We start from the raw sequence: 26,464 nt of genomic DNA on the forward strand, positions 1-26,464 counted from the left end.
CCGTGCTGCGAGTACAGGACCTGGCCACCGCGTACGGACCGGTGCGCGCCCTCGACGGGGTGGACCTCGCCGCCGAGGCGGGCGTGATCACCGCCGTGCTGGGGGCGAACGGGGCGGGCAAGACGACGCTGCTGCGCACCGTCAGCGGCCTGGCCGCGCCGAACGCCGGCACGGTCACCTTCGACGGCGAGGACATCACCGGCTGGGCGCCCGACCGGATCGTGCGCCGCGGGCTGGCGCACGTGCCGGAGAACGGCGGCGTGATCACCGAGCTGACGGTGGCGGACAACCTCCGGCTCGGCGGCCTGTGGCGGGCGCGGGCCGACCGCGAGCGCACCCGCCGGGAGGTGCTGGAGCTGTTCCCGCCGCTGGCCGAGCGGCTCGACCGGCAGGCGGGCACGCTCTCCGGCGGGGAGCGGCAGATGCTGGCGATCGGCCGGGCGCTGATGAGCGGGCCGCGGGCGGTGATCCTCGACGAGCCGTCCCTCGGGCTGGCGCCGATGGTCACCGCGCGCATCCTGCGCGTGCTGCGCGAACTGGCGCTGACCGTGCTGCTGGTGGAGCAGAACGCCCGCGGCGCCCTGTCGGTGGCCACCCACGGCTACGTGCTGTCCCTGGGCCGGGTCGTCGCCGACGCCCCCGCCGCGGACCTGCTCGACAACGACCGACTCCGACACGCCTACCTGGGGTTCTGATGCCCGACTTCCTCACGCTCACCCTGGGCGGGCTCACCAACGGCGCCATCTACGCCGCGCTGGGGCTCGCACTGGTCATCATCTACCGGGCGACCCGGGTGGTGAACTTCGCGCAACCCGCCCTGGCGCTGCTGTGCGCCTACCTCGCCTACAGCGTCAACCGCGCGACCGGCGGCTACTGGCTCGGGCTGCTGGTGGCGCTCGTGGCGGGCGGCGTCCTCGGCGCGCTCACCGAGCGGGTGCTGATGCGACCGCTGCGCCGGTCCGGGGAGCTGGCCCCGGTGATCGCCACCCTGGGCCTGCTGATGCTGTTGCAGGCAGTCAGCGGGATGATCTGGTCGGCGGAGCCGAAGTCGTTCCCGTACGCCTTCGACTTCCGCGGCGCCTTCTCCCCCGCCGCCGTGTTCGTGGTGGTGGTCGTGCTGGTGACCGCCGGGGCGGTGCTGGCCCTGTTCGGGGCGACGACGCTGGGCCTGCGGATGCGGGCCGCGGCGTTCAAACCCGAGGTGGCGAGCCTGGTCGGGGTGAAGGTGGGCCTGATGCTGACCATCGGGTGGACGCTGGCCGCGGTGGTGGGCGCGCTCGCCGGGGTGCTCGCGGCGCCGCCGTTCCTGTCGCCCACGGTGCTCGACGCGGTGTTCGTCTACGCGCTGACCGCGGCCGTGCTGGGCGGGTTGGAGAACCCGGTGGGCACGATCATCGGCGGGTTCGGCCTGGGCGTGGTGCTGTCGTACGTGTCCGGGTACGTCGGGCCGGAACTGGTGACCCTGGCGTCGCTGGCGATCCTGGTGCTGGTGCTGACCTTCCGCCCGCACGGCCTGTTCGGGCGCGGCGTGGCCAGGAGGGTGTGATGGTGTCCCAGGAGGAGATCCAGGCAGCGGAGAGCCGAGCCGGGGGAATCCGGTCCGGGCGAGCGCCGAGGCGGGCGGCGCTGCCGCCGCTGGTGCGCCACCTGCTCTGGGCGCTGCTCGCCTTCGCCGTGGTGGTCGCGGTGTCCTCGGTGGTCGACCCGTTCACCAACGTCCGGGTCGCAACCGTCGGGTACCTGCTGCTGGCCGCCGCCGGGCTGACCGTCCTGACCGGGCTCACCGGGCAGGTGTCGCTGGGCCACGGCGCGTTCCTGTTCGTCGGCGCGTACACCGTGGCGCTGCTGGTCACCCACGTGCCGAGCCTGCCGTTCTGGGCCGACCTGCTCATCGCCGCCGCCGTCAGCGGGGTCGCCGGGGTGCTCACCGGGGCCGCCGCGGCCCGGCTGCACGGCCCGTACCTGGCCGGGGCCACGCTGGCGCTGGCGGTCGGCCTGCCCGCGATCACCCAGCGCTTCCCGGACTTCCTGGGCGGCAGCAACGGGTTGGGCTTCACCGTCAACAGCATGCCCGCGGGCCTGGACGTGCCCACCACCCGCTGGCAGGCGTGGGTGGTGTGGGCGACCGTCCTGCTGGGAATGGTCGTGCTGGCCAACATCACCTCCGGCCGGGTCGGCCGGGAGATGCGCGCGGTCCGCGACGACGAGGTGTCCGCGGCGCTGGCCGGCATCCGGGTCGGGCGGACGAAGGTGCTGGCGTTCCTGGTCAGCGCCGTCTGCGGTGGGCTCGCGGGCGGGTTGCAGGCGTTCCTGCTGGGCACCGCCGCCCCCGGCTCGTTCACCCCCGCCCTGTCGCTGACGCTGCTCGCCGCGGTCGTGCTCGGCGGCGTCGGCAGCCTCTGGGGCGCGCTGTGGGGCGCGCTGGCCCTGGTCGCCCTCCAGGCGGGCGCGGAAGAACTCGCCCACGGCCTGTCCCTGCGCACCGACGTCGCCAACTTCCTGCCGCTGGCGATCTTCGGTGTCGTGCTCATCGTGGTGGTGCTGGTCCTCCCCCAGGGAATCCACGGCCTGCTCAGGAAGATCCCGCTCCGGCGTCGGAAGGACAGCCATGTTGAAGGCTAGGATCATCGGGCTCTCGGCCCTGTTGCTGCTCAGTGCCTGCGGGGGCGCGGGCGAGACCGACCCCGGTGGCGGCGGCGCCGCGAGCGGGGTGAAGAACGAGACCGCCGGGATCACCGACACCTCCATCGTGATCGGCACCCACCAACCGCTCACCGGCCCGGCCGCCTCCGGCTACGCCTCCATCTCGGCGGGCTCCAGGGCCGTCTACTCCTACGTCAACGACGCGGGCGGCATCAACGGCCGCAAGATCGACTACCGGGTGGAGGACGACGGCTACAACCCGACGAAGACCGTCGAGGTCGTCAAGAAGCTCGTGCTCCAGGACCAGGTGTTCGCCGTGGTCGGCGGCCTCGGCACGCCGACGCACTCCAAGGTGCTCGACTTCCTCACCGCCGAGGGCGTGCCGGACGTCCTGGTGTCCTCCGGGGCGCTGGCGTGGGACGACCCGGCCGCGCGGCCGATGACCTACGGCTTCCAGGTGGACTACACCCGCGAGTCGAAGATCCTGGGCAAGTACGTCAAGAAGAACCTGGCGGGCAAGAAGGTCGGCGTGCTCTACCAGAACGACGACGTGGGCCGCGACGCGCAGGCCGGGCTGGACCAGTTCGTCAAGGACGCCGTGGTGTCCCGCCAGCCCTACGACTCGGCCAACACCGACGTGCTCCCGCAGTTGACCGCGCTCAAGGGCGCGGGCGCCGAGGTCGTGGTGTGCGAGTGCGTGCCCGCGTTCACCGCCCTGGCCGTCCTCACCTCCGCCCGGCTGGGCTACAAGCCGCAGTTCGTGGTGAACAGCATCGGCGCCGACACGCGCACGCTCAGCGGCCTGCTGTCGGCGTTCAGCAAGCAGGCCGGGGCGGAGGTGTCGCCGTCCGCCCTGCTCACCGGCATGATCGGCGCGGGCTACCTGCCCGGTGTGGACACCGACGACCCGTGGATCACCCTGTTCAAGGAGATCCACCAGCGCTACATCCCGGACGTGCCGCTCACCAACACGCTGGTCTCCGGCATGGCGCAGGCGTACACGTTCGCCCAGGCGGTCAAGCTGGCGGGCCGCGACCTGACCCGCTCGAAGCTGCTGGAGGCCATGTCGTCGGGCTCGCTGTCCGGGCCGGGGATGACCCCGTTCGCGTTCTCGAAGGACTCCCACGCCGGTTACACCGGGGCGTTCGTGTTCACCGTCTCCCCGGACCTGACCCCGAAGGTCGTCCAGGAGCCGATGGTCACCGACCGCGGCACCGGCCCGATCACCGCCGCGCCGACCGCCCGCCGCACCCCGGCCGAAGTGGCTCTGGTTGGCTGACGCGGTGCCTGTACGTGACCGAGTTGTGCGCGCGGCCATCACCCTGTTCGCGCGCAAGGGCTTCGACGCCACCCCCGTCCGCGAGATCGCCGACGCGGCGGGGGTGACGACGGGAGCCCTCTACCACTACTTCGCCACCAAGGAAGACCTGCTCGTCGAGGTCTACCGGCAGATGCAGGGCGGGCAGCGGCTGCGCATGGAGGCCATCGCCGACTCCGACCTGCCGCTGCGGGAGAAGCTGCACGCCATCATCAGCGACGTGGTGGAGTCGACGATCGCGGACCTGGACGAGGCGGTGGTCTTCTTCCAGTCCTTCCACCTGCTGTCCCCCCGGGTGCGCGAGATGGTCCGCGGTGAGCGCCGCGGCTACCACGACCGGGTCAAGGCCCTGATCGAAGAGGGGCAGCGGGAGGGGACGTTCCGGTCCGACGTCCCGGCGACACTGGCGGTCAGCTACCACTTCGGCGCGGTCCACCGGCTCGGCCTGTGGTATCACCCGGACGGTCCGCTCAGCGCGGAAGAGGTGGCGCGCCACTTCGCGGACCTCACCCTGAGCAGCCTGACCCCCTGAGGAGCCCGCGCGGGCGGGAAGGGTTGCCCCCGAGGGCAGGAAAGCGTTGGCGGGCCCCGGGAACGGGGCCCGCGGTGCTCTACTCGGGGGCATGACCCGAACGACCCCACCCACCCGAGGGCAGCGCGCGGTGCCGCGCACGGCCGCCGTGATCGCGGCGCTGCTCACCACGTCGGCGATCGGGGCGGCCGGGTCGCCCGGTGCGCGGGCGCGGCAGGGGGCGCACGGCGACCCGGCCCCGGTCCGGCCGCGCGTCGTGGAGGGTGTGCCCGCCCCGGTCCCCGGGGCGGACGGCGGCACCCCGCCGACCGCGGCACCCCCGGTCGTGCCGGTGGTCGAGCGTACCTCGCCCGGCGGCGGGACCGTCGTGGACCGGCCCGCGTCGGTCTCGGGCATCCCGGCCCCCGTGCTGGCCGCCTACCGGCGGGCCGCGCTCGCGCTGGCCGGTTCGCAGCCGGGGTGCGGGGTGCCGGTGCCCCTGCTGGCCGCCATCGGGAAGGTGGAATCCGGCCACGCCCGCGGCGGCCGGGTCGACGCGGGCGGCACCACCGTCCAGGCGATCCTGGGACCGCGGCTCGACGGCGCCCCCGGCGTCGCCGCCATCGGCGACACCGACCTGGGCAGGCTGGACGGCGACGCGCGCTGGGACCGGGCGGTCGGCCCGATGCAGTTCATCCCCGGCACCTGGGCCAGGTGGTCCACCGACGGCAACGGGGACGGGGTCGCCAGCCCGCACAACGTCCACGACGCGGCCACCGCCGCGGCCCGCTACCTGTGCGCGGGCGGCCGGGACCTGCGCACCGAGGCGGGCCTGGACTCGGCGGTGCTCAGCTACAACCACTCCACGGCCTACCTTCGCCTGGTCCGGTCGTGGATGGCCGCCTACGCGGGCGGTGTCACCGCCGTGGCACCGACGGCCCCGGGAGGAACCCCGGCGACCGAGGGCGGCGGCGGTGCGGTCGCCCTGCCCGCCGCACCGCAGGCGGTCCCCGCTCCCCCGCACCAGCCCGGCACCACACCACCCACCACACCGCCCACCACCGGCCCGACACCGCCCCCGCCCGGCACACCGGCACCGACACCCCCCGGAACCTCCCAGCCCGGAACGCCCCGCCCGCAACCGCCCGCCCCGGTGCCACCCCCGCCGCCGCCGGTGCCGCCGGTGCCCGAGTTGCCCCAGGTGGTCGGTGGTGTGGTGCAGGGCGCGGTCGGCACCGTGGGGCAGGTGCTGGTGGACCCGGTGACCGGCCTGACGTGCGTGCTCGTCCCGGTGACCGGCCTGCTCGGCGGCCTCCTCGGCCTGCCCTCCCCCACACCCACCTGCACCCCCGCCCCGTGACCGCGTGGCGGTCATCGCCCCGGCACCGCCGTGGCGGGCTCAGGAAGCGGCGACGTCCTCGCCCGCCCGGTGCGGCGTCCCGGTCCGCACCAGCCGGGTGGCCAGGTGCAGCGCCAGCCGCTCGTCCGGGTCGGTGAAGTCCACGGTGAGCAGGGTCCGGATGCGGTCGAGCCGTTGCAGCACGGTGTTGCGGTGCACCCCGAGCACCGCGGCGGTCGCGGTGGCGGAGGACTTGTTGTCCAGGTAGCAGGACAGGGTGTGCAGGAGCTGCCCCGAGGCGTCCGCGGCGAGCGGGCCGAGCAACTGGTGCGCGAGGTCCTGCTGGACACCCGTGGTGTACCTGTTGGACAGCAGGCGCTTCACGTCGTTCGCGCCGATGTGCTCCACCGCGCCCGCGACGTCGCGGGCACCGGCGAGCACGCTCGCCCGCCGGGCCTCGCGCAGCGAGTCGCGCAGCCCGGCGGTGCCCTCCGCCGCGGACCCGACGCCCGCGCACAGCCGCAGGTCGGGGCAGTCGTGCTCGGCGGCGAGCAGGGCGCGGCGGACCGCGTCGATCAGGTCGACCTGCGCCTGCGGGCCGGGTGCGACGGGGGAGGTGGTCCACAGTGACCACCCGTCGGCGTACGGGACGGGTTCGGCGCGGACGCCCCGGGTGGCCAGGTGCTCGCGCAGCCGGTCGCGGACGACCGCGGTCGGGGTCTGCCCGGCGCGGAAGCGCACGTGCACGCCGCTGTGCCAGCCGCCGAGCCGCCAGCCCGCCGCGGTGGCCTGCTCCAGCACCGGCAGCCTCGGCGCGCCCGCCTCCTCCAGCAGCCGGGTCAGCAGCGCCTCCAGCCGCCTGCCCCGGCGCTCCAGGTCGACCGCGGCGGTGGCGAAGTGCGCGACGAACGCCCACGCGGCCACACCGAGGGCCTGGGTGACCACGCGCACGTGCGCCGCGGGCGACACCGGGACCTCGGCCGCCAACCACAGGTTCGCCGGTCCGCCCGGGGTGGGGTGGACCGGGTGCAGGAGCAGCAGCGCGTCCGGCCCGGCCGAGCACACCCGGGACAGCGGGCGGGCCGCGGCGAGCCGGGCGGTGGTGGGCGCGGTGAGCGGCAGCAGCGCCGGGCGCAGGTCCCCGGCCACCACCCGGCCCGTCGGGTCGACCAGGCCGACCGGGTGGCGCAGCGCCGTCCCCAGCAGCCGGACCATCTCCGCCGGGTCCGGTGGGGCCGCGCGCAGCCGGTGCGCGACGAGGCCGACGAGCCCGCTGTCGGCGGATTCCGGGGCGCGCACGTAGCGGTCCATGGCGGGCACCAGCCGGTTGGGTTCGGCGTCCTCGACCAGGACCAGCGCCACCCCGGACCGCTCGGCCAGCGACCGGGTGGCCTGGGGCAGCGGCTGCGGTGGCCGTTGCAACAGCAGACCGGTGGCCCCCCGTTCGGCGGCGAGCCGGATCGCCAGGTCGGTGTCGACGTCCTCGGCGCGCAGTTGGGTGCGGCCGAACACGACGAGGGAGGCGGGGGTCACCTCGGCCACCGCGGCCGCGGCCGGTGCCGCGGTGACCGAGTCGACGGGCGTCTCGAGCGAGCGCTCGGAGGCGAAGACGGTCTGGTCGCTGAAGAATCCGACGGACAGCAGGCGACTGAGCGCAACGGACATTGACTGGGTCTCCTCAGTTCCGCACGACGCGGGCGGCGCACCCACCGGCGCGTCACCTTTTCACCGACCGCGCGCCCGGTTGGGACGCGATCCCCCGACCCCGTTCGGAGTCCGCGGGCGACGCTGCCGGGCGGTCTCCGTCTTCTGTTCACCAGGACAACGACGATCACCGGTCCGGTGGTACGGTCCGTTCAGGCGTCACCCGATCGGACGATTCACCAAAGAGGGCAAGCATTTCGGCCCGGCACGCCTTCCACTGTGGTCGCGACGGCGCGAGGCCCGCTCGGATTCGTCCTGTTCGCGCTGGTCGATCCGGATGCGGGCTCCCCGGGTGGCGTCCGGTACCGCCCGGACCACGTTGTGATCAACTCCACTGTCGGTGACAGCCCCCGTCGGGGGGTCGGTGGTGCGGACCCCCGGCTCAGATCATCCCCTCGCGCAGGGCGAAGGCGACCGCGTGCGCGCGGTTGCGCAACTGGAAGCGGTTCACCACGTCGTGCAGCGTGTTCTTGATGGTCCGCTCCGAATAGGACAGTTCGTGGGCGATCTCGCGCACCTCCATGCCCTGGGCGATCAGCCGCAACACCGACGCCTCCCGGTCCGACAGCCCGGTCAACCGCAGGCCCCTGGGCGCGAGCACCTGGTTCTGCAACCGGTTGACCTGGTCGAGCAGCCTGCCCAGCAGCTTGGGCGAGAGCACCCCGCCCATGCCCGCAGCGTGCCCGATCGCGGCCACCAGCCGCTCCGGGGTGGCCTCCGCGCGCGGGACGATGCCGCAGGCGCCCGCCTCGATCGCGGCCAACAGCGCGCTGTCGTCGATCAGCGCGAGCACCATCACCACCTGGCGCACCCCCTGGCCGCGCAGCTCCCGCACCAGGGCCAGCGCGGCGTCGTCCACGACGTCGCTGACCACCACGCTGACCACCCCGGGCTCCTGGGCCGGGTGGGCGACGAGGAGCAGTTCCGGCCGCGACCGCAGTTGCGAGTCCACCCCGGTCCGCAGGATCGGGTCGATGGCGGTGACGTGGACAGGGATGCGGTTCATCTCGTCGCCCCTCTGGTCGGTGCTGCGCTGTGCCGACCACCACTGTGCGCGGCGGGCTCAACACCGGCTCAACACAGCGCAACGGCCGCTCAACGCGGCCGTCGGACCCGGTGCGGCTACCGCACCAGCGCGGCGGTGAACACCCCCTGCGGTGTGCACGGGTCGCGCGCGTTGCCGCAGGACACGGCCAGCACGAGCGATTCGCCGGGGGCCACCAGCGGCGGGTCGTCCGGGCGGAATAGCAACCCGTCGCCGCCGTCGCGGTCGACCGCGGCCAGGTCGACGGTGCCCACCACGGTGCGGTCGTGCCGGATCTGGACCTGCCCGACGTCCGCAGCCGGGTTGCGCAGCAGCACCGAGGTCACCCGGTGGCGCGGACCGTCGGGGACCACGTAGGAGAAAAGCTGCGGGCCGCCGCCGACACCGGGGTAGGCCTGCGCGGCGATGGTGAACGTCGTGGTCACCGGGGCGGGGGCGGAGGTCGTCCGGCCGGTCGTGGCCGCCGACCCGGCACCGCCGACCCGGGCGGGCGGCGCGGGGGCGGTGGGCGTGGGAACCGGGGCGGACGACGTCGGGGCGGTGCTGCTCGGGGTGGGCGTCGTGCTCGGCGGCGCCGGGGTGGACGACGGAACGGGCGCGTGCCCCACCAGCGACAGCGGTCGCTGGCGCAGGATGGTGGTGATCAGGATGACCAGGAGCAGCATCAGCGCCAGCAGGACCGCGAACAGCCGGACGAACCGGCGCGGCAGCAGCGCCGCCTGGTCGAGGGCGGCCTCCACCTCGATCGGCGCCCCGTCCGGGCCCAGGACGCGGATGGTGAACGGCAGCAGCCGGTTCTCCCCGCGCCAGAAGTACCTCTTCGGCTTGGCCACCACCCGGACGAAGGTGGCGGTGCCGGGTTCGACCAGGGGCGCGCGCGGCTTGACCTTGAAGGTGAGCCTGCTGTCGGCGTCGGTGGCGCTCACCTCGACGCCGTGGCTGTGGTTGCCCAGGTTGTCCACCGCGAGGGTGTGCTTGCCGGTGCGCCTGCTGGTGGAGGTCACCGGCACCACCGCGGCCTCGACCTCGGTGAACTGATCGAGGGTGAGCAGCCCCTCCTGCACCACCGACCCGGCCGGGTCCTCCCGCGAGGCGACCACCAGCGCGAAGGCGTGCTCCCCGGCGAGCACCCCCGGCGAGCGCGGCGGGGTGAAGGTCAGCTCGACGCCGACCTCCTGCTGCGGCATCAGGTTGACCCTGGCGGGCTTGACCTCGGTCCAGTCGACGACGTCGCCGCGCACGGTGAAGGCGAACTGGTCGACCACCGCGGAGTTGTTGCGGATGAGCACGTGGCACCGCGCGGCCCCGCCGGGGGCCACGGTGACCTGGGTGGTGCGGAGCACCGCGCTGACGGCCATGCGGCAATCGTGGCGGGCGCGGCCGGGGCCGCGCAGCGGCGCGGGAACCGTCCGCGCGGGCGGTGAACGGTGGCCGCACGGGCAACCGGCTGCGCCGAATGGCGGCACGGGCCTGTGCGGGTTGCCCTGTCGGGCACCACCCGGTGGGCGCTTTGCCCGCTGACACCCGCCGCGGCGGCGTCCACACTTCCCGCGTGTCCGCACAGCAGAGCACCCCAGCGCGTGTCCCGCCCCGGCCCACCGAGGCGGGGACGCTGCGCCGGGAGCGCCTGCTCACCCGGCTGGCCGCGGTGGCCGACGCCCGGTTGCGGGTGCTCCTCGGCCCGGCCGGGTCGGGCAAGTCGGTGCTGCTGCGCCAACTCGCCGCCACCGCGCCCGAGCCGCTGCCGGTGCGCGCCGCGGCCGGGGACGGCGGTCTGCTGGCGGGCCTGGGTTCGGCGCTGGGCTGCGCGCCCGAGGTGGACGCGGTGCTGACCGCGTTCGACCGGCTCGGGCGCGAGGTGACCGTGCTGGTCGACGACGCGCACCCGGGCACCGCCGCGCTGACCCGGCTGGTGCGCGAGGCGCCCGCCTGCGTGCGGTTCGTGGTGGCCACGCGGGACGAGCGGGCGGTGTGGGCGACGGACGTGCCCGGCGCCGTGCACTGGTTCGGCTACGCCGACCTGCGGTTGCGCACCTGGGACGTGGAGGAGCTGTTCTCCTCGGTCTACGGCGTCGCGCTGGGCCCGGAGGAGGCGGCGGCGCTGTGCGCGCGGATCGAGGGGCTGCCGGTGGCGGCCAGGCTGCTGCACGTCGACACCGTGCTGTCGGGGGCGCGGGAGCGGGCGGCGGCGTTCGCCGAGCCGCTGGCGGGGTCGCGGCAGCTCGCGGGCTGGCTGAGCAGGGAGGTGCTCGGGCCGCTGCCGCCGGAGGTCCAGGAGTTCATGGTGGGCGTCAGCCCGCTCGGCGTGCTCGACGGCCCGCTGTGCGACGCCCTGCTGGACCGGCGCGACAGCGGCGCGGTGCTCGCCGATCTGGCCGCCGGGCAGGCGCTGACCCTGCCGGTGCCCGGGGGCGTGCGGGCCTACCGGTTCCACACCCTGCTCCAGCAGCACCTGGAGGGCGAACTGGTCGAGCGCCGGGGCAGGCACCTGGCCCGGCAGGACCACCACAGCGCCGCGGGCCACCTGGTCACCGCGGGCCACTGGGCCGAGGCCCACCGCGGCTACGCCCGCGCCGAGGACTGGGTGGCCGCGGCGGAGGTGCGGCACCGGGCCAGGGCCGGGGTCGGCGGCCTGCGCGCGGCGGCCTCGGTGCCGCACACCCTGCTCGACGACGACCCGTGGGTGGCGCTGGCCGAGGCGCGGCGCCTGCGCGGGGAGGGCAGGCTCGCCGAGTCCTACGACCGCTACCTGCACGCCGAGGACCGGCTGTCCGACCCCGGGCTGCGCTGGCAGTGCTCGCTGGAGCGCTCCGGGGTGGCCAGGTGGATTCCCGGCGGGGAGGGTGAGCGCGACGGGGACCCACTGGTGGACGACGTGTCCGGGCACGTGGCGGCGGCGGTGCGCGGCAGACCGGTGCAGCTTCTGGCCAGGGCGGTGCCCGCGACGAGCCCGGAGTGGGACCTGAGCCGGGCGGTGGCGGCGATGCTCGACGGCAGGCCGCGGCTGGCCGCGGAACTGGCCGAACCGCTGGGCACCGGCCGCGGGTTCGTCGCGCTGGCCGCCCGGCTGCTGGTGGCGGTGCTGGCGGCCTCGACCGCGGGCCGGGTCACCCCCACCGAGTTCGCCGCGCTGAGCACCGACGCCCAGGGCGCCGGGTGGCTCTGGCTGGCCAGGGTGGCCAGGGCGGGCGCGGCCCTGCTCGACCCGGACGCGTGCGCCGACGCCGCCGCGGTCCTCGACGAGTGCCGCGAGGTCGGCGACGAGTGGGGCGCCCTGCTGACCGGCTACGTGCTGGCGGTGGGCCTGGTCCGCGCCGGGCACGACGAGGCGGTGGACGTCCTCACCGCCACCGCGGCCAGGGCCGCCCGGCTGGGGGCGCGGGTGCCGGAGACGTGGCTGCGGGTGCTGCTGGCCGACGAACTGGGCCGCCGGGGCGACCCGGCCGCGGCCGCGGAGCGGGAGCGGACCGAGGCGCTGGTCGCCGCGACGGCGGTGCAGCGGGCCGCGCGGCAGGGCGCCGCCGCCGCGCGGGCGATGCGCACCCCGGCCGCCCCGGCGGGCCCCGCGCTCGCGGTCGTCCCCGAGCCGGTCGCGCCGGTGCCGCCGGTCGCGGTGCGCTGCCTGGGTTCCTACTCGCTGGTCGTCGCGGGCACCCCGGTCGACCTCGACGTGCTGCGCGCGCAGGCCCGCCGGGTGCTGCGGGTGCTGTCGATGCACTACGGGCAACCGCTGCACGAGGAGCGGCTGGTGGCGGCGCTGTGGCCGGACGCGCCGCTCAAGCAGGCCAAGCACCGGCTCCAGGTGGCGATCTCCAGCCTGCGCGCCCTGCTGCGCGGGTACGCGGTGGACGGGTTCGGCGTCCTGCGCCACGGCAGCACCTACCTGCTGGCGCTGCCCCCGGGCAGCGCGGTGGACGTGGCCGACTTCGCCGGGGCGGTGCGCGACTGGCGCGAGAGCAGGCGCACCCGCGACCTGCCTGCGATGGTCGAGCGCGGCCACCGGGTGCTCGACCTCTACCGCGGCGAACTGCTCAGCGAGGAGGGCGCGACGGAGTGGGTGCTGGCCAAGCGGGAGAGCCTGCGCGGCGAGGCCGCCGGGGTCGCCGTCGCGCTGGCCGGGCTGGAGATGCGGCGCGGTGACCTGACCGCCGCGATCGAGGTGTGCGAGCGGGCGCTGCGCATCGACGAACTGGACCACCGGCTGTGGTCGCTGCTGGCCGAGGCCCGCAGCCGCGCCGGGAACGTCGCGGCGGCCCGGCGCGGCCAGCAGGCGTACCGCACCCTGCTCGCGGAGGGCTGACGGGTGCCCCCCGGCCGGTGCGGCCGACCGGGGGGCACCGGATCACTTGAGGGCGAAGAACTCCAGTTCGCTGATCGCCACCGTCTGCCGCTTGGTGCCGCTGTAGGTGTCGACCACCTCGACGGTCACCGAGGACACCAGGGTGGTGTTCTTGAGGTCGATCGTCTGCCCCCGGGAACTGTCCTGCGGCAACACGTTCTCGCTCTTGCCGGTGTTGTAGGTCAGCCGCAGGATCGACGGCCGACCGTCCTCGGTGAACGACTCGAGCGCTCCCGAGTGGAGGATGATGCTGCGCAGCAGGTAGCTCTCCCCGAACGTGAAGACCACCTTGGGCCGGGCACCGCCGAGCTGCGCGGCCCAGAAGGTGTTGTCGTAGGTGTCCACGAGCATCCCGGGCGGGTGGTCGGGGATGGCCGTCGGCGAGGACACGGTGGTGGGCCGGATCGGGTCCAGGGTGGGCGCGACCTTGCGGTACAGGGCGCGCACGTTGTCGACGACGGTGGCCCGGAACGGCGGGTACACCGCGTAGACGAGCCCCAGCACCACCGCGACGACCACCAGCACCGTGCGCAGCCTGCGCAGCGACAGCGTCGCCAACCAGTTGCGGTGCTGGCGGGTGCCCTTGGCGCCCGGGCGGGTGCCCGCGGGGTGCCGCTTGGGCTTGCGCCGGAACAGCCTGCGCCACCAGGCGAGCCGCACCACCCCGGCGTCGGCCAGCGACTCCCCGCAGCGGCTGCAGAAGTTGCGGGTGGGGGCGTTGCCCTCACCGCAGACCGCGCACACCAGGTCGTCGGGTTCGAGCCTGCGGGTCGGCTTGGTGCGCACGATCGCCCGGGTCTTCTTGACCGCGGGCGCGGGCGCCAACTCGGGCGGCTCCTCCGGCCGCGCCTCGGCCACCCCGATGACCGACAGCGCCAACGCGGCCACCAACTCCGGGTCGGCCGCGGGCCGCGCGGGTCCCGACTCAGCCGCGGACGGCTTCGCCCCGGGGGGCGGCACCTTCGCCGCAGGCGGCATCTTCGCCACAGGCGGCGGGGGCGGCGTACCCGCACCGCCCCCGCCGGGCGGCTTGGCCCCCGGGGGTGCAGGCGGCGCACCCGCAGCACCCGCAGCACCCGCCCCGGGCGGCGCAGGCGATTTCGCCCCCGGGGGCGGCGGTGCGGCACCCGGCAGAGGCGGGGCCGTGGCCCCGGAGGGCGGCGGCTTGGCCCCGGGCGGCAGGGGCGGAGCACCCGCTGCGCCACCACCGGCCGCACCACCACCAGCCGCGCCACCACCGCTGGCGGCACCACCGGCCGCCGCACTGCCACCGGCCGCACCACCAGGCGGCGCGGGCGGTCTCGCCCCCGGAGGCAGGGGCGGCGATGCAGCACCCGGCGGAGGTGGAAACTTGGCCCCGGGCGGCGAGAGCGGAGCGCCCGCCGCACCACCACCGGCCGCCGCGCTGCCGCCAGCCGCGCCACCACCACCAGCCGCCGCACTGCCACCGGCCGCACCACCACCGGCTGCCGCGCCACCACCGGCGGCGGCACCACTGGCCGCCGCGCTACCACCGGCCGCACCACCGAGCGGCGCGGGCGGCTTCGCCCCCGGGGGCGGGGGCGGCGGCGATGTGGCGCCCGGCGGGGGTGGGGGCTTCGCCCCGGGGGGCGGCGGCTTGGCCCCGGGCGGCAGGGGCGGAGCACCCGCCGCACCACCACCGGCTGCCGCACTACCACCAGCCGCACCACCGGCTGCCGCGCTACCACCGCTGGCGGCGCCACCAGCCACACCACCAGCCGCCGTGCTGCCGCCGGGCGGCACGGGCGGTTTCGCCCCCGGGGGCGGGGGCGGCGGTGCGGCACCCGGCGGAGGCGGCGGCTTGGCCCCGGGCGGCGCCGGTGCCTTCGCACCGGGCGGCGGGGGTGGCGGCGCCTTCGCTCCTGGCGGCGGAGGCGGCGGCTTGGCGCCGGGAGGTGGGGGCGGCGGCGGCTTCGCGCCCGGTGGGGGCGGAGGCGGCGGGGGCGCACCCGCTGGCGGCGGGGGTGGCGGGGGTGGCGGCGGTTCGGCCTCCGAGGTCCAGGTGGCCAGGGCCGCGGCGGCGGGCGCGGGTTCGCGCCTCTCCACGTAGACCCGCTCGGGCAGCCAGGACGCGACCTTGTCGCGCACCCGCTGCCACAGCGTCAGCTTCTCCGGCTGCGGCGGCGGGGGCGGTTCCTCCACCACCACTACCACCTCCGGCGGCGGGGCGACCTTCTCGCCGTTCCACTCCAGGAACTTGCCGCAGTCGCCGCAGAACGCGGCGGCCTCGTCGTTGTGGTTGCCGCACATCGTGCAGACGATCACGGCAGCACCTCCAGCGAGTGCGCGATGTGGACCGGTTTGGCCGCGCGGATCACCGCGGCCACGGCGGCCTCGGACAGCGAGTCGGGCACCCGGGGGCGGACGGTGACCCGGACCCAGTGCTCCACGTCGGTCGGCGGGTCGGGCCGGGGGCGCACCGAGGACGACGTGCCGCCGCTCTCGGTGATCTCCACCTCCCCGTCCACCACGACCTCCAGGTGCCTGCGCAGCCCGGCCATGGTGCCGCGCATCCGGAACAGGTCCACCGCCTCGGCGACCACCGCGCGCTGCGCCGACAGCGGCCAGCTCTCGTCCAGCAGCACGCCGAACCAGCTCGACAGCCAGCGGACGAACCCCTCGGGGGCCAGCAGCGGGTCGACGTAGCCGTGCACGCAGTCGATGGTGTTGATGATCGGGGCGAGCACGTCGTCGAAGGCCGCGGTGAAGCGCGCCGCGAACCGGTCCTCGGCGAACACCGCGGGCAGGTGGTCGATCAGCGGGTACGGCGAGGGCAGCGGGGCGGGGGAACCGGGCACCACGGCCCGGCCGGTGGGGGTGCTCACGACCGCTCCACCCGGACCTGGTGGTCGTAGGAGAAGGCGAGCCCGCCCGCGCCCACCGGCAGCCGGGTCACCTCGGCGCCGCGCTCCCCGGTCACCGGGTTCGCGCCGTAGAGCCGCACGTCCTCCACCACGTCCACCCCGCGCACCGATTGCAGCAGCGCGAACACCTCGCCGTGCGAGACCCGCCTGCCGAACGCCCAGCCGGTGCCGTCCTCGCCGCCGGTCAGCGGGTTGATGAAGGAGTACAGCGCGGTCAGCGCCCTGGTGCGGACCTCGTCCGGGTCGAGCCGGGTGCGCGCCACCAGCCGGGCCACGACCGTGACGCCGCGGTAGCGGGGCGGTTCCACCAGGACCCGGGTGCCGACCAGCCGCACGTCGTCGAGCCTGCGGGCGATGCGCTCCAGGGTGTCGGCGGCGGGCACCAGGTCGGCGAAGAGCAACTGGCCGTCGCGGTGCGCGGCGGCGGGCACCACGAGCACCTTCACCGCGCCGTGCGCCACGTCGTCCTCGCCCGCGGTGAGGCAGTGGATGCGGGCGACCTCCGGGGCGGCCTCGCGGGAGATGGCCTCGTAGTCCTCGGCGGTGACCGCGCGGCTGCGGGTGCGCAGCATGATCGGCCCGCGGGTCTTGGCCTCCTCCAGGGTCTCCCCGTCGACGCCACCGGAGGCCGGGTGCAGGTTGGTCACCCCGGCCACGAACGGGATGGAGCCCTTGAGGGTGTCCACGGCGTGGCGGGCGACGTTGCCGCGCAGGCCGCCGCCGCTGTAGTAGCGGCGCGCCCGGACCCGCGCGCCCGGCGGCGGGACCGCGCCGTACTGGTGCAGCCCGCGGTCGGGCAACCGCACGGCCGGGCCGAACTCGACCTCGCCCGCGACCCCGTCGAGCACGAAGTGCCGGTCGTGCGGGCCGCTGGTGGCGAAGCCGTCGACCTGCGTCCACTCCTGCCACCCGGTCTCCCCCGCCACCTCGATCACCGCGGCGTGCGCCCCGGCCAGGACCGGGGCGTGGTTGAGCCGGAACCGCTGCCCCGGCACGCCCTCGGACTCGCCGAGTTCCTCGAACTCCACGATCCGCCCGTGCACCGCCGCGGCGGTGGCGCCGACGGTGCCCGCGGCCAGCGACCGGACCACCGGCGAGGAGCTGTAGGACGGTTGTCCCGGCAGCGGTTCGACCACCCGCACCCGCAGCCAGCCCGCCCGCTGGTCCTCGATGACGCTGGCCTCGTGCCCGCGCGGCAGGTGCACCACGATCCGGCCGGACCGGTTGAGCCCGCCGGTCTCGTCGGTGGTCACGTCGCACCCGGTCCACCCGGTGCCCGTCCACGCCTCCCACACCAGCGGCGGGTGCAGCGGGTTGACGCCGACACCGGTGGTCTCACCGCGGAAGTCCAGCCGCATGGCGCAGGCGGGCGCGGGGTCGCGCAGGCCGATCAGCAGCGCGTCGTCGAGCTGCGGCGGTTCGCCGAACGCGGCGAACTCCTGGCCGATCTCGTGGGCGGTGGTCTGGTTCTCGCTGGCCACCCCGCTCCCGGAGACCCGGCGCACCGCGGCGATCGAGGTGGGCAGCACCGGCAGGTCGGTGATCGTGGAGAACACCACCGACTCCTCGCTCTCGGTGCGGGTGGTGGACACGGCCGTGCCCGCCCGGATCACCAGCGGGGACCTGGCCGGGGTGGACAGCCAGAACGTGACCGGCACCTCGGCCGGGGTGGGCGGCAGCATCCGCAGCCCCAGCAGTTCCAGGAACTTCACGTACAGCCGGTCGGGCACCCGGTCGAGCCGGTAGCAGAGCTGCTCGGTCATGAAGGCGAACGCCTCGATCAGCGTGACGCCGGGGTCGGAGACGTTGTGGTCCGTCCACTCAGGACAGCGCCGCATCACGTACCGCTTGGCGTCGTCGACCAGGTCCTGGAACCGCCGGTCGTCCAGGCTGGGGGCGGGAAGCACCATCAGTAGTCCCCCTCGTCGGGAATGGTGTAGAAGGGGTGGACCAGGTTGCGCGGATCGTTCTCACCCTTGACCAGGTAGGTGATGTCGATGTTGAGCAGGTTCTCCTGGTGCTCGTCCGGGTGGACGAAGACGTCGCGCACGGTGACCCGCGGCTCCCACATGGCCAGCGAGTCGTGCACCTCGCGCTGGATCTGGGCGAACACCACCGGGGTGGCGCCCTCGAAGACGAAGTCGCGCAGCTTGGCGCCGAAGGCCGGGCGGAACGGCCGCTCCCCCGGGTAGGTCGAAAGCACCAGCGTCATGGCCTGTTCGACCTTGCGGACGCCGCCGACGGTGGCGATGGTGCCGTTGCTGGTGACGTCGAAGGGGAACGCCCAGCCGCGGCCGATGAACTCGTCTTCTGTCACCGGGGGCTCCTAGATCGGGATGGGGACACCGTTGACCAGCGGCAGGCCGACGATGTTGACCGTCGGCGCGTTGAGCGTGATCGCGGTGGAGGACTTGATGACCAGGTTGGCGCCGCCGTCGATGAGCATGGTCCCGGTGGGTCCGGCGCCGATGTTGACGAAACCGTTCGCGGTGCTGATGTTGATGTTGGTCAGCGGTGTGGTGGTCACCCCGGGCACCGGGGCGGCGGTGATGTTGACCCCGCCGTTGACCTGGTCGACGGTCACCCCGATCTCCCCGTTCTGCGAACCCACCCGCACCGCGGAGCCGAGCGCGCCCGCCCCGGGTGGGACGATCGGGCCCGCGCCGCCGCCGGTGCCGCCGCCCGCGTCCAGGTCCACCCCCACCGCCTGCCCGGCCTCGGCCGCCGACGGCGCGTCGAGCGGGGCCGGGACGTCGTAGAACAGCAGGGCGTTGCCGGTGCTGGAGACGAACCCGCGGTGGTGGATCTCGGTGATCATGCCCGGGGTCAGCGCCGACCCGGCGATGGACTCGGTGGCCTCGTTGGCGATCTCCCCCGCGACCTGGTTGCCGATCGCCCCGCCCACCGCGCCGCCCAGCGGCCCGGCCATGGGCCCGGCCAGGGCGGCGCCCGCCGCCTGCCCGGCCATGCCCGCCACGGCGCTGCCCAGGCCGAGCAGCCCGCCCGCGAAGATCGGCCCACCCGAGGCGATGCTCCACTCGGTCAGGTTGTTCATCATCGCGCCGAGCACGTAGGGCCTGCGGGCGTCGCCGAACTCGAAGGCCACCAGCACCTCGTCGCCGATCTCCGGCATGAACATCGCGCCGCTGCGCTGCCCGGAGCAGAACTGCACGTTCGGCGCCCAGTCGGTCTCGAAGTCCGGGGACAGCCACGGCAGGGTCACCTTCACCCTGCCCTTGCCCAGCGGGTCGCCGCAGTTGCTGACCACCCCGCACACCACCCCGTCGAGCACCGGGTTGCCCGAGGAGCGCTTGGCGCCCTTGGAGGTCAGGCCGAGCATGGTGCGGTCCTGCCTGCCGTGCGCGGAGAACACCACCCGGTAGCCGAACTCGGAGTCGTCGAAGACGTGCCGGGCGCGGGAGACGTGCCAGGTGCCCGCGAAGACCGACGGCACACCGGACACCGAGACCTTCCCGCCCGGCTGGATGCCCGCGTTGCCCTTGGCCTCGCCCTCCGCCTCGGCGAAGGTGCTGCCGACGTCGCTGCCGAGCGCACCGGCGACCATCGGGCCGGAGGTGGCCATGGTGGTGCCGTCGGCGAACGGGCGGTCGACCACCACGTGCGCGGTGTTGCTCGGCGGCGGGCCGAGGAAGCCCACCGGGGAGCCGACCAGCCCGCCGGTCGCCTGGGCCACCTCGTCGCCCGCGGCGTCGAGGGCGCCGTCGACGCCGTTGACCGCGCCGGTCAGGCTGAACGAGGTCAGCGAGTCGGCGGCGGACTCCAGCGAACCGGTGACCGCGCCGAACGCGCCCCCGGTGAACTGCCTGCCCAGGGCGTTGGGCGACGGGTCCGCCCCGACCGGGGTGGAGGTCGCCTGGGCCAGGGTCTGGCGCAGCATCGGGTCCCACACCCGGACCTCGACGTCCGGGGTCAGGTTGCCCGCGGTGACCCGCGGCCGGAAGCTGATCAGGTTGTCCGGGAACGCCACCTCGACCGTCGACCCGATGCCCGCCAGACCGGCCAGCACGCTGCGGCCGAACCCGGCCAGGCCACGGCCCGCCGAGGAGAGGCTGTCGCCCGCCGGGCGGAAGTGGAACAGCCCGCCCGCCACCCCCATCTCGAACCCGATCTCGGTGGCCCTGGCGCGCAGGAAGTCCCAGTCGGTCTGGTTGACCTGCGCCAGGTAGGCGTGCGTGGTGCTGGTCGCCACCACCTGCCCCACGCCCAGGCCCGCCTCCGAGGCCACCCGGCGGGCCACGTCGGCGTCGGTGACGTTGAGGAAGCTGCGGCTGCGCTTGGCCCGCTGGAGCCGGTGCGCCCCGGTGTAGCCGCGCACGACCGTGCGGGCGGTCAGGCCCTGCAACAGGCCCTCGATCGCGGTCACCTCCCCGACGATCAGCGGCACGCTCGTGCCCAGGGCGCCGGGGCCGCTCACCGTCACCTCCGACCCGATGGACAGCCCCGCCAGCGGCAGCGTGGAGCCGTCGAGGTCCAGGAACGTGAGCTCGAACATGCCGGGCAGGGCGACGTCGTTGTCCACCACCACCCGCAGCAGCCGCGAGTTGACGACCGGGCTGAGCGGCACACCGCCCACCGCCACCCCGGCCCGGCCGGTGGCCTCGCTGTCGGCGATGCGCTCGACCGGCTGGCTCACGACCGCTCCCCGGGTGCGGGCAGCCGCAGCGCGCGGCCGGGTTTGACGCGCAGCGGGTCGTCGAGGTCGTTGGCCTCGGCCACCGCGCGCCACGCCTGCGGGGAGCCGTAGGCGCGGGTGGCGATCTGCACCACGCCCTCCCCCTGGGTCACCACGTGCCTGGTGCGGCCGGGGAGGCCGCCGGAGGTGGGGTTGGTGCCCGGCAGGTACTCGGTGAACTTGACCAGGGTCAGGCCGACCTTGGCCCACACCGGCACCCCGCTCCCGTCGAAGCGCTGGTACTCGATCTCGAACTTCTCCAGGTTGACCATCATGCCGCCGCCCGCGGGACCGCCGACGCCCCACATGAACTGCAACACCGGCAGTCTGAAGTAGACCGGTGGGCTGGGGGCGACCGAGGACGGGTCCGGGTCCTTGGTCAGCGGCGAGGAGTCGCCGCCGGGGGTGGTGCTGTTGGGCTTGAGGCTCATCCGCTCGGTCAGGGTGTTCCTGGCCAGGTCGAAGGCGGCGTTGACCAGGCTGGCGTCGGCCCCGGTCATCGGGACCGGGGTGGCCCAGGCGGTGAGCATGTCGATCGCCGCCTGGGTGACCAGGGCGCCGGTCAGGTGGGCTTCCTTGAGCTTGAGCCGGATGTTGCCGGTGGCCTTGATCGCGTCCTTGAACGAGCTGGTGATCACACCGCGCTCGCTCTCGCCCTTGTTGGTCTTCTCCAGCGAGACCGACTTCGGGTTCAGCGTGAACACCAGCGGCATCCCGCCCTCCGCGGGCACCAGCATCGCCTTGGCGTTGCCGGTGAGCGCGAGGCCGAGGTTGAGGGCCTGGCTGAGCTTGTTGCCACCGCTCAGCGGCATGACCTTGGGGATGAACATGTCACAGGAACCCTTCGTGATCCAGCTCCAGCCGCTCGATGGCGACCGCGCTGTCCTTGGCGACGAGGGAGGGGCCGTACCAGCCGGAGGGGTAGACGTTGCGCAGCTCCCAGGACGACACCTCCTCCCAGGCGGAGTCGAGCAGGGTGATCCGCGCGGTGCTGCCACCGAGGACCGCGTTGAGGACGTCGGGCATGAACCCCGGCTGCTTCCAGGCGCTGAGCTTGTCGGCCAGCCACTCGCGCAGCACCTGCGAGGACGCCTTCTCCATCGCCCGCTCCAGCTTGACGGTCGGGTACTCGACGTCGGCGAAGAGGATCTTCTGGTACCCGAACTCCCCGTTGTCGTAGAACTTGTGGATCTTGCACTTGAGGTCCAGGCCCTTGCACGAGGTCCAGTTCCCCAGGTTCACCCCGTCGATGACGACGTTGAACCGCATCGCCATCCCGAGCGCGAGATTGGTCCCGCTCACCGTTCTCCCCTCCCCGGCACGCCGCTCACGCGCCGTTCTGCTGCGCGGAGAGCAGGAACCCGGAGTAGACGATCTCCAGCGTCTCCACGGCCACCTTCCCCGCGGTCGCGTCGAACTCGCTGATCTGCCAGGCGATCGGGAACATCTCCCGCAGCGTCCACACGATCACCGAGTCACCCGCCGAGGTCAGCATCTCGACGGCCCCCTCCTCCGGGGTGCCGCCACCGGCCTGCACCTCGCCCAGCCAGGCCTGCACCGCCTTGGTGCCGGTGGTGTCGGCGGCCCGGCTGAGCTTGAGCGTGGCGAACTTGGGCACCCCGGCGAACTTGAAGTACTGGTCGGAGTGCCCAACCCGGTACTCGGCCAGGTCCCACTTGACCGACAGACCGGCCACCTTGGACCAGGCACCGAGGTCCCGCGACCCCGCGGACACCACGAACCGGTGCGCCATCCCGTGCGCCAGGGTGGGTGGATTCACCATCTGCTGCTCCTCAGCCGAAGTCCAGTAGCGTGCCGGTCCGCTCGCGCTCGACCAGGACGTCGAAGCGCAACCGCCCGATCAGCGTGGTGTAGAGCCGATCGGCCAACTCCTCGAAGTGGTCCTGGTCGTCGAGGTCCATCCACCGCAGCGGCGGGTCCTCGACCAGGTGGTCGTCGATGTCGTCGAGGGACAACCCGGGGTCGGACCCGTCGCTGTCGTCGCCGTCCCCTGGCGGGCTGGAGCCCACCCGGGGCGGGCCGTCGTCTGTGGTGGAACCCGCGTCGTCCCGGAAGAACTGGTCCAGGGACCACTGCTGGTCACCCCCGGGGAGTTCGGTGGCCGACGGGATGGCGCGGATGTCCTCGGGGGTGATCCCGGACGGCAGGGCCTGCGGGCCCACACCCAGGTCGGTCGCACCCTTCGCCGCGACGGCGGCGCGGAGCCGGGCCAGGAACTCCCGCTTGCGCTCCTCGTCCTCCTCGGACCCGTCCTCGTCGGAACTCCCGGGCCGCGACACCTGCGGCAGGTGCCCGTGCACCAGGGGCGGAGCCGCCTGCACCCCACCGGCCACCCAGTGCTCCACGGCCACGGCCTCGTCCTCCAACTGCCTGCCCACGACGGTGTCCGGCCCCGGCAGCGCCGCCCCGAACCGCCGCTGCTGGGCGACGTGGGTCAGCTCGTGGGCCAGCAGCGGGGCGGCGGCACCGGCGAGGTCACCGGCCGATTCCGGCACGTGCGCCACACCGTCCCTGGCAAACCCGCGCGCCCCCATCCGGTACGCCACCCGGGACACGTCGTCCCCGCGCCGCACGGCCACGTCGGCCAGGTCGACCGCCAGCACCCGCCGCAGCGGTGCCACCAGGACGGCGGGGACGAAGCTCTCCACGGCGGACTGGACGATGGTGCTCACGGCCGCCACCCCCGGAGCCCGCTGGACGTCGGCGTACACCGCCCCGGTCGGGTGGACCACCTCGGCGGGATGGCGTGCGTCGGCGGGGTGGGCTCGGGTTTCGAGGTACCGCAGGGGCGGGGCGGCGGGAACCACAATGCCTTCGGGACCGCTGGGTGGGGTGTGCGGGCCGGGAACCAGGGGCGCTTGGTCGGTGTGCGCGTATGCCGCACCGGTCAGCGGTGCCGGGGCGGTGGAGCCGGGAGCCGAGGGGTCCATCGAGACCGGGCCGGACAATACGGCGGAGTCCGGCGGCGTTTGGTCCACTCCGGCAGGTGCGCCCGTGCTGACGTCCGGCGCCGGGGTGGCCTGCGGGGGCGACTCGGCGGGGTTCGTCAGTGCGGTTTCTGTTTCGATGGGGGAAACCACGAAAGCAGTGGGGCCCGGCGGCGGAGTCGCCGAGGGGGTTGCGTCGACCACCGCAACGGCAGGGGTGTCGGTGCTCGGCGGCAGGGGTGCCGGGCGGGGCGCGTCGATCAACGGAGCGGGTTCCGGCACGGGGGTCGCCGCCGGGCTCGCGGTGGCGAGCGGGGTCGCGGGAGCCGAGGGGACTGATGAGACCGGGCCGGTGAGGGGGACGGACGAGGCGCTGAACGACCCCGGCGTGGCGGCGGATTCCCCAGACCGGGCTGCGGGCTCAGGCGTCCGGGTGACGGGGTCGGCCGGGCGGGGGCGCGGGTGGCCGAGGTGGGGGTTCCGCGACGGCCGGGTGGCGGGAGCGGTTCCGGCCGGGAGGCCGCTGGCTCCTGGGGCCTGAGGGACGGACTCGGCCCGGAGCGCGCCGACCGACGGGTTCCCTTCCGGCGACCTGGTGGGCTGCGGGCCGTCCGGCGGGAGACCGCCGGACGGCGGAGTCACGGGCACAGCCGTGCGGCCGGTTCCGGCGAACAGCGAACCCGGTTCGGCGGCAGAACCCCACTCAGTGGCGGAACCAGGTGCGGCGGACCCCAGTTCGGCGGTGGAACCCGGCGTGGTGGAGGCCGGTTCGGCAGTCGAACCGGGTGTGACGGACCCCAGTCCGGTGGTCGAACCCGGTATGGCGGAACCCAGGTCGGCGGCCAACCCCGGCGTGGTGGAGCTGTTCCCGCTCGGCGGGGCAGCGGCTTCGGCAGCCATGGCGGCGGGGTGGAAACCACCGGTCACCGGGGCTACCGCACCATGCTCACCAGCCGCCGTACTCTCGGTGGCCGCACCTCGGACCCGGCGGATGACAGGCAGGGCGTCTTTGGCCTGCGGAGGGTCCTCGTCCTGTGGGGAGGCGGGCGCCGCGTCGCGGGTAGCCGGTGCCGAACCCGGGGTCAATGGGATGCTGCCAGGCTGCGGGGCGGTGGCATTGGCCGGTGCGTTGAGGGGGACCGCGCCCGTGGCAAGCGGATCACCGGGGACGGGGCTCCCGATCAGTCCACCGTCGGACGCAGCACTCCCGGAGAGGGGGTCGGCGGGCCTGGTCGGCGGGGTGTCCCACGCCGTGGCTTCGTCGCGCCGGAGCACGGGCAGCGGGGTTCCGGGTGTGGTCGGTGCGGGGGCTTCGACGGGAACGACGCGTGCGGGAGCGCCGTCCCGCGAGTCGGCAGGCACGGCGGTTCCGGTGAGTGGGGTCGCTGGGACGCCCGTATCCCCTCGCCTGTCTGCTCGCTGGGTGGAGGGCGGGTCGTTGCGAGCCGGTGTCATGGGCGGGGTGGCGGGCGCATCCGGCGAAGTGGGCGTGCTGGGCCCGGTCTCCGGGGTGATGTGCGGCCCGGGGCATCCGGGCAGTGCGCTCGCATCCCGGTGGACAACCGGCAACGCGGCTTCCCCAGTCGCGGTGGCGGGTGTCCGGGACGCCACCGGGAACACTGTCCCGAGCGGTGCCGCGTCCGTGCGCTGAGGGGCGGTGCCGATCAGCGGGGAGGCCGCGCCGCCCCCGGTTTTCACTGATGGGTCGGCTAACGGGAGGGAAACCTCGAGAGATCCCTCGGTGTTGGCCGCGCGAGGGTCGACCGGATCGACCTCCGGCAACGGAGTGGCAGGTGCGGGAGACTCGGACAGCGCAGCGGGATCGGATGGCGCTGGGGGGCCCGGCGGTGTCTGGGACTCGGGCAGTGGGATGCCGGTCGGGGGCTGTTCGTCGTGCTCGGTGGCAGCGTGGTCGGGTTCGACCGGCCGGTTCGCAGCGTGGGTCCACTGCGGTTCGGCGGTGGCGTCGTCCCACTCGGCCGTGGTGCCTGCGGCGGCTGAGGGCGGGCGCGTGGCGTGGATGAGCGGGGATTCCGGCGCGGGACCAGGAAACGCATTGTCCACTTCGGATATCAGGTTCAGTTCCCCGGCGAGGTGCGCGGGTGTGCCCGACGGCGCGTGCAAGCTCCCGGCCACGGCGGGGAACGAGGTGGGCGGGGTCGATCCCGACTCGGTGCCGGAGGTCGACGCGGCGGAGGCAGCCTGCTCCCGCTCGACACCGAAAACCAACCCAGCGGCAGCCACCTGCCCCGACTCAACACCGGAAACCAACGCAGCGGTGGCAGCCTGCCCCAGCTCAGAGCCGGAAGCCGCCCCGGCGGCAGCCACCTGCCCCAACTCAACACCGGAAACCAACGCAGCGGTGGCCACCTGCCCCGACTCAACACCGGAAGCCGACCCGGCGGTGGCAGCCTGCCCCAACCCGGCACCGGAAACCATCCCAGCGGCAGCCACCTGCCCCGACTCAACACCGGAAGCCAACGCAGCGGTGGCAGCCTGCCCCGGCTCGGGGCTGGAAGCTGACCCGGTGGTGGCAGCCTGCTCCGGTGCGGTTCTGGCGGGCTCGTCCGGCGGCTGCGCCTCGGTGGGTTCTGCGGCGGCGGGGGGCGGGGTCGCCGTGGTCGGGGTGCGGCCCAGGCCGAGTCTGCGGCTCTCGGCCAGCGACGCGCGCCTGCCGGGCGGGCGCACCACCGGTGCCTGCGCGGCGGTCGGTCGCGCCTCCACCGAGGTCGGGAGTTCCGGGCGCGGGGTCTCCGGGCGCGGTGGTTCGGCCACCGGCGGGGGCGGCAGCCGGACCGGCGCGGGCGAGCGCTCCCCTTCCGCCTCCAGGTACAGCTCCGCCAGCACCCGGTCCTTCTCCTGGTAGGCCTTGTGCATGAACGCCGACGGCCGCACCGGCTTCTGCGGCACCACCGGCTCCGACACCCACCGGTCGTCGGCCACCGTGAGCGGCACCGGGGCCGCTCCCGCCCGCACTCGCACCGGCAGCGCCCGGGGCCGCGCCGCGACCACCACCGGCGGCGCGTACTCCCCCGCCGC

General features: G+C 74.7%; 19 protein-coding genes. 7 read left to right on the forward strand and 12 right to left on the reverse strand.

Annotated features, from left to right (window positions below):
* Nucleotides 1-2 precede the first annotated feature (2 nt).
* From UO65_RS21025 to UO65_RS38250, 6 genes are all read left to right on the forward strand, one after another.
* On the forward strand, nt 3-695 hold the full coding sequence (locus UO65_RS21025; protein ID WP_084176012.1) for an ABC transporter ATP-binding protein: 693 nt from the start codon (nt 3-5) through the stop codon (nt 693-695).
* The gene (locus UO65_RS21030; protein ID WP_035285332.1) at nt 695-1,546 is read left to right on the forward strand and encodes a branched-chain amino acid ABC transporter permease; all 852 of its coding nucleotides are present in this window, start codon (nt 695-697) and stop codon (nt 1,544-1,546) included. The genes UO65_RS21025 and UO65_RS21030 overlap by 1 nt, the downstream gene beginning before the upstream one ends.
* Nucleotides 1,546-2,622, forward strand: a complete 1,077-nt coding sequence (locus UO65_RS21035) for a branched-chain amino acid ABC transporter permease (RefSeq protein ID WP_035285410.1) — start codon at nt 1,546-1,548, stop codon at nt 2,620-2,622. The genes UO65_RS21030 and UO65_RS21035 overlap by 1 nt, the downstream gene beginning before the upstream one ends.
* Complete coding sequence (locus UO65_RS21040; RefSeq protein WP_035285335.1) at nt 2,609-3,922, forward strand: ABC transporter substrate-binding protein; 1,314 nt, start codon at nt 2,609-2,611, stop codon at nt 3,920-3,922. Before UO65_RS21035 ends, UO65_RS21040 begins: the two co-directional genes overlap by 14 nt.
* 4 nt (nt 3,923-3,926) lie before the next feature.
* Nucleotides 3,927-4,493 carry a TetR/AcrR family transcriptional regulator gene (locus UO65_RS21045; RefSeq protein ID WP_052021444.1) on the forward strand — a complete coding sequence of 189 codons (567 nt, stop codon included), beginning with the start codon at nt 3,927-3,929 and terminating at the stop codon, nt 4,491-4,493.
* A gap of 91 nt (nt 4,494-4,584) precedes the next feature.
* Nucleotides 4,585-5,832 (forward strand): lytic transglycosylase domain-containing protein, encoded by a 1,248-nt coding sequence (locus UO65_RS38250; protein WP_152552194.1) that lies wholly within the window; start codon nt 4,585-4,587, stop codon nt 5,830-5,832.
* Nucleotides 5,833-5,871: 39 nt separating this feature from the next.
* Here the strand turns inward: UO65_RS38250 and UO65_RS21055 are convergent, their stop codons facing one another.
* From UO65_RS21055 to UO65_RS21065, 3 genes are all read right to left on the reverse strand, one after another.
* The gene (locus UO65_RS21055) at nt 5,872-7,476 is read right to left on the reverse strand and encodes a helix-turn-helix domain-containing protein (RefSeq protein ID WP_052021449.1); all 1,605 of its coding nucleotides are present in this window, start codon (nt 7,474-7,476) and stop codon (nt 5,872-5,874) included.
* Between the two features lie 421 nt (nt 7,477-7,897).
* Nucleotides 7,898-8,521 (reverse strand): response regulator transcription factor, encoded by a 624-nt coding sequence (locus UO65_RS21060; RefSeq protein ID WP_035285339.1) that lies wholly within the window; start codon nt 8,519-8,521, stop codon nt 7,898-7,900.
* 116 nt (nt 8,522-8,637) lie between these two features.
* Entirely contained in the window at nt 8,638-9,918 is a 1,281-nt protein-coding gene (locus UO65_RS21065; RefSeq protein ID WP_035285341.1) for a COG1470 family protein, read from the reverse strand.
* Nucleotides 9,919-10,112: 194 nt separating this feature from the next.
* On the opposite strand from UO65_RS21065, the gene UO65_RS21070 reads away from it, so the two are divergent.
* Complete coding sequence (locus UO65_RS21070; RefSeq protein ID WP_035285343.1) at nt 10,113-12,860, forward strand: BTAD domain-containing putative transcriptional regulator; 2,748 nt, start codon at nt 10,113-10,115, stop codon at nt 12,858-12,860.
* Between the two features lie 42 nt (nt 12,861-12,902).
* Here UO65_RS21070 and UO65_RS21075 read toward each other — a convergent pair whose 3' ends face one another.
* From UO65_RS21075 to UO65_RS33505, 9 genes are all read right to left on the reverse strand, one after another.
* A complete protein-coding gene (locus UO65_RS21075) occupies nt 12,903-13,877 on the reverse strand; it encodes an NADase-type glycan-binding domain-containing protein (RefSeq protein WP_411431366.1) in 975 nt (324 codons plus the stop codon).
* Between the two features lie 1,304 nt (nt 13,878-15,181).
* Nucleotides 15,182-15,745, reverse strand: a complete 564-nt coding sequence (locus tag UO65_RS21080; protein ID WP_035285344.1) for a phage tail protein — start codon at nt 15,743-15,745, stop codon at nt 15,182-15,184.
* Complete coding sequence (locus tag UO65_RS21085) at nt 15,742-17,694, reverse strand: putative baseplate assembly protein (protein WP_035285346.1); 1,953 nt, start codon at nt 17,692-17,694, stop codon at nt 15,742-15,744. The genes UO65_RS21080 and UO65_RS21085 overlap by 4 nt, the downstream gene beginning before the upstream one ends.
* The gene (locus UO65_RS21090; RefSeq protein WP_035285347.1) at nt 17,694-18,101 is read right to left on the reverse strand and encodes a GPW/gp25 family protein; all 408 of its coding nucleotides are present in this window, start codon (nt 18,099-18,101) and stop codon (nt 17,694-17,696) included. The genes UO65_RS21085 and UO65_RS21090 overlap by 1 nt, the downstream gene beginning before the upstream one ends.
* Nucleotides 18,102-18,110: 9 nt before the next feature.
* Nucleotides 18,111-20,438 (reverse strand): phage baseplate assembly protein V, encoded by a 2,328-nt coding sequence (locus UO65_RS21095; RefSeq protein ID WP_035285350.1) that lies wholly within the window; start codon nt 20,436-20,438, stop codon nt 18,111-18,113.
* Nucleotides 20,435-21,307, reverse strand: coding sequence for a LysM peptidoglycan-binding domain-containing protein (locus tag UO65_RS33500; protein ID WP_052021453.1), 873 nt, complete (start codon nt 21,305-21,307; stop codon nt 20,435-20,437). Before UO65_RS33500 ends, UO65_RS21095 begins: the two co-directional genes overlap by 4 nt.
* Nucleotide 21,308: 1 nt before the next feature.
* Entirely contained in the window at nt 21,309-21,779 is a 471-nt protein-coding gene (locus UO65_RS21105; RefSeq protein ID WP_146240976.1) for a phage tail protein, read from the reverse strand.
* A gap of 25 nt (nt 21,780-21,804) precedes the next feature.
* Nucleotides 21,805-22,260: a phage tail protein gene (locus UO65_RS21110; protein WP_035285353.1), complete on the reverse strand. Its 456-nt coding sequence runs from the start codon at nt 22,258-22,260 to the stop codon at nt 21,805-21,807.
* 10 nt (nt 22,261-22,270) lie between these two features.
* Complete coding sequence (locus tag UO65_RS33505; protein WP_161784491.1) at nt 22,271-23,170, reverse strand: eCIS core domain-containing protein; 900 nt, start codon at nt 23,168-23,170, stop codon at nt 22,271-22,273.
* Between the last annotated feature and the right edge of the window lie 3,294 nt (nt 23,171-26,464).

The sequence above is a fragment of the Actinokineospora spheciospongiae genome (genome assembly GCF_000564855.1).
GTDB lineage: Bacteria > Actinomycetota > Actinomycetes > Mycobacteriales > Pseudonocardiaceae > Actinokineospora > Actinokineospora spheciospongiae.

Excerpts from the sequence above, each read along its gene's own strand:
- UO65_RS21060 (WP_035285339.1), bottom strand. The coding sequence starts at position 8,521 with ATGAACCGCATCCCTGTCCACGTCACCGCCATCGACCCGATCCTGCGG.
- UO65_RS21110 (WP_035285353.1), bottom strand. The coding sequence starts at position 22,260 with ATGGTGAATCCACCCACCCTGGCGCACGGGATGGCGCACCGGTTCGTG.
- UO65_RS21040 (WP_035285335.1), top strand. The coding sequence starts at position 2,609 with ATGTTGAAGGCTAGGATCATCGGGCTCTCGGCCCTGTTGCTGCTCAGT.
- UO65_RS21055 (WP_052021449.1), bottom strand. The coding sequence starts at position 7,476 with ATGTCCGTTGCGCTCAGTCGCCTGCTGTCCGTCGGATTCTTCAGCGAC.
- UO65_RS21075 (WP_411431366.1), bottom strand. The coding sequence starts at position 13,877 with ATGCCGCCTGCGGCGAAGGTGCCGCCCCCCGGGGCGAAGCCGTCCGCG.
- UO65_RS21065 (WP_035285341.1), bottom strand. The coding sequence starts at position 9,918 with ATGGCCGTCAGCGCGGTGCTCCGCACCACCCAGGTCACCGTGGCCCCC.
- UO65_RS21030 (WP_035285332.1), top strand. The coding sequence starts at position 695 with ATGCCCGACTTCCTCACGCTCACCCTGGGCGGGCTCACCAACGGCGCC.
- UO65_RS21035 (WP_035285410.1), top strand. The coding sequence starts at position 1,546 with ATGGTGTCCCAGGAGGAGATCCAGGCAGCGGAGAGCCGAGCCGGGGGA.
- UO65_RS33500 (WP_052021453.1), bottom strand. The coding sequence starts at position 21,307 with ATGTTCATCCCCAAGGTCATGCCGCTGAGCGGTGGCAACAAGCTCAGC.
- UO65_RS38250 (WP_152552194.1), top strand. The coding sequence starts at position 4,585 with ATGACCCGAACGACCCCACCCACCCGAGGGCAGCGCGCGGTGCCGCGC.
- UO65_RS21085 (WP_035285346.1), bottom strand. The coding sequence starts at position 17,694 with ATGGTGCTTCCCGCCCCCAGCCTGGACGACCGGCGGTTCCAGGACCTG.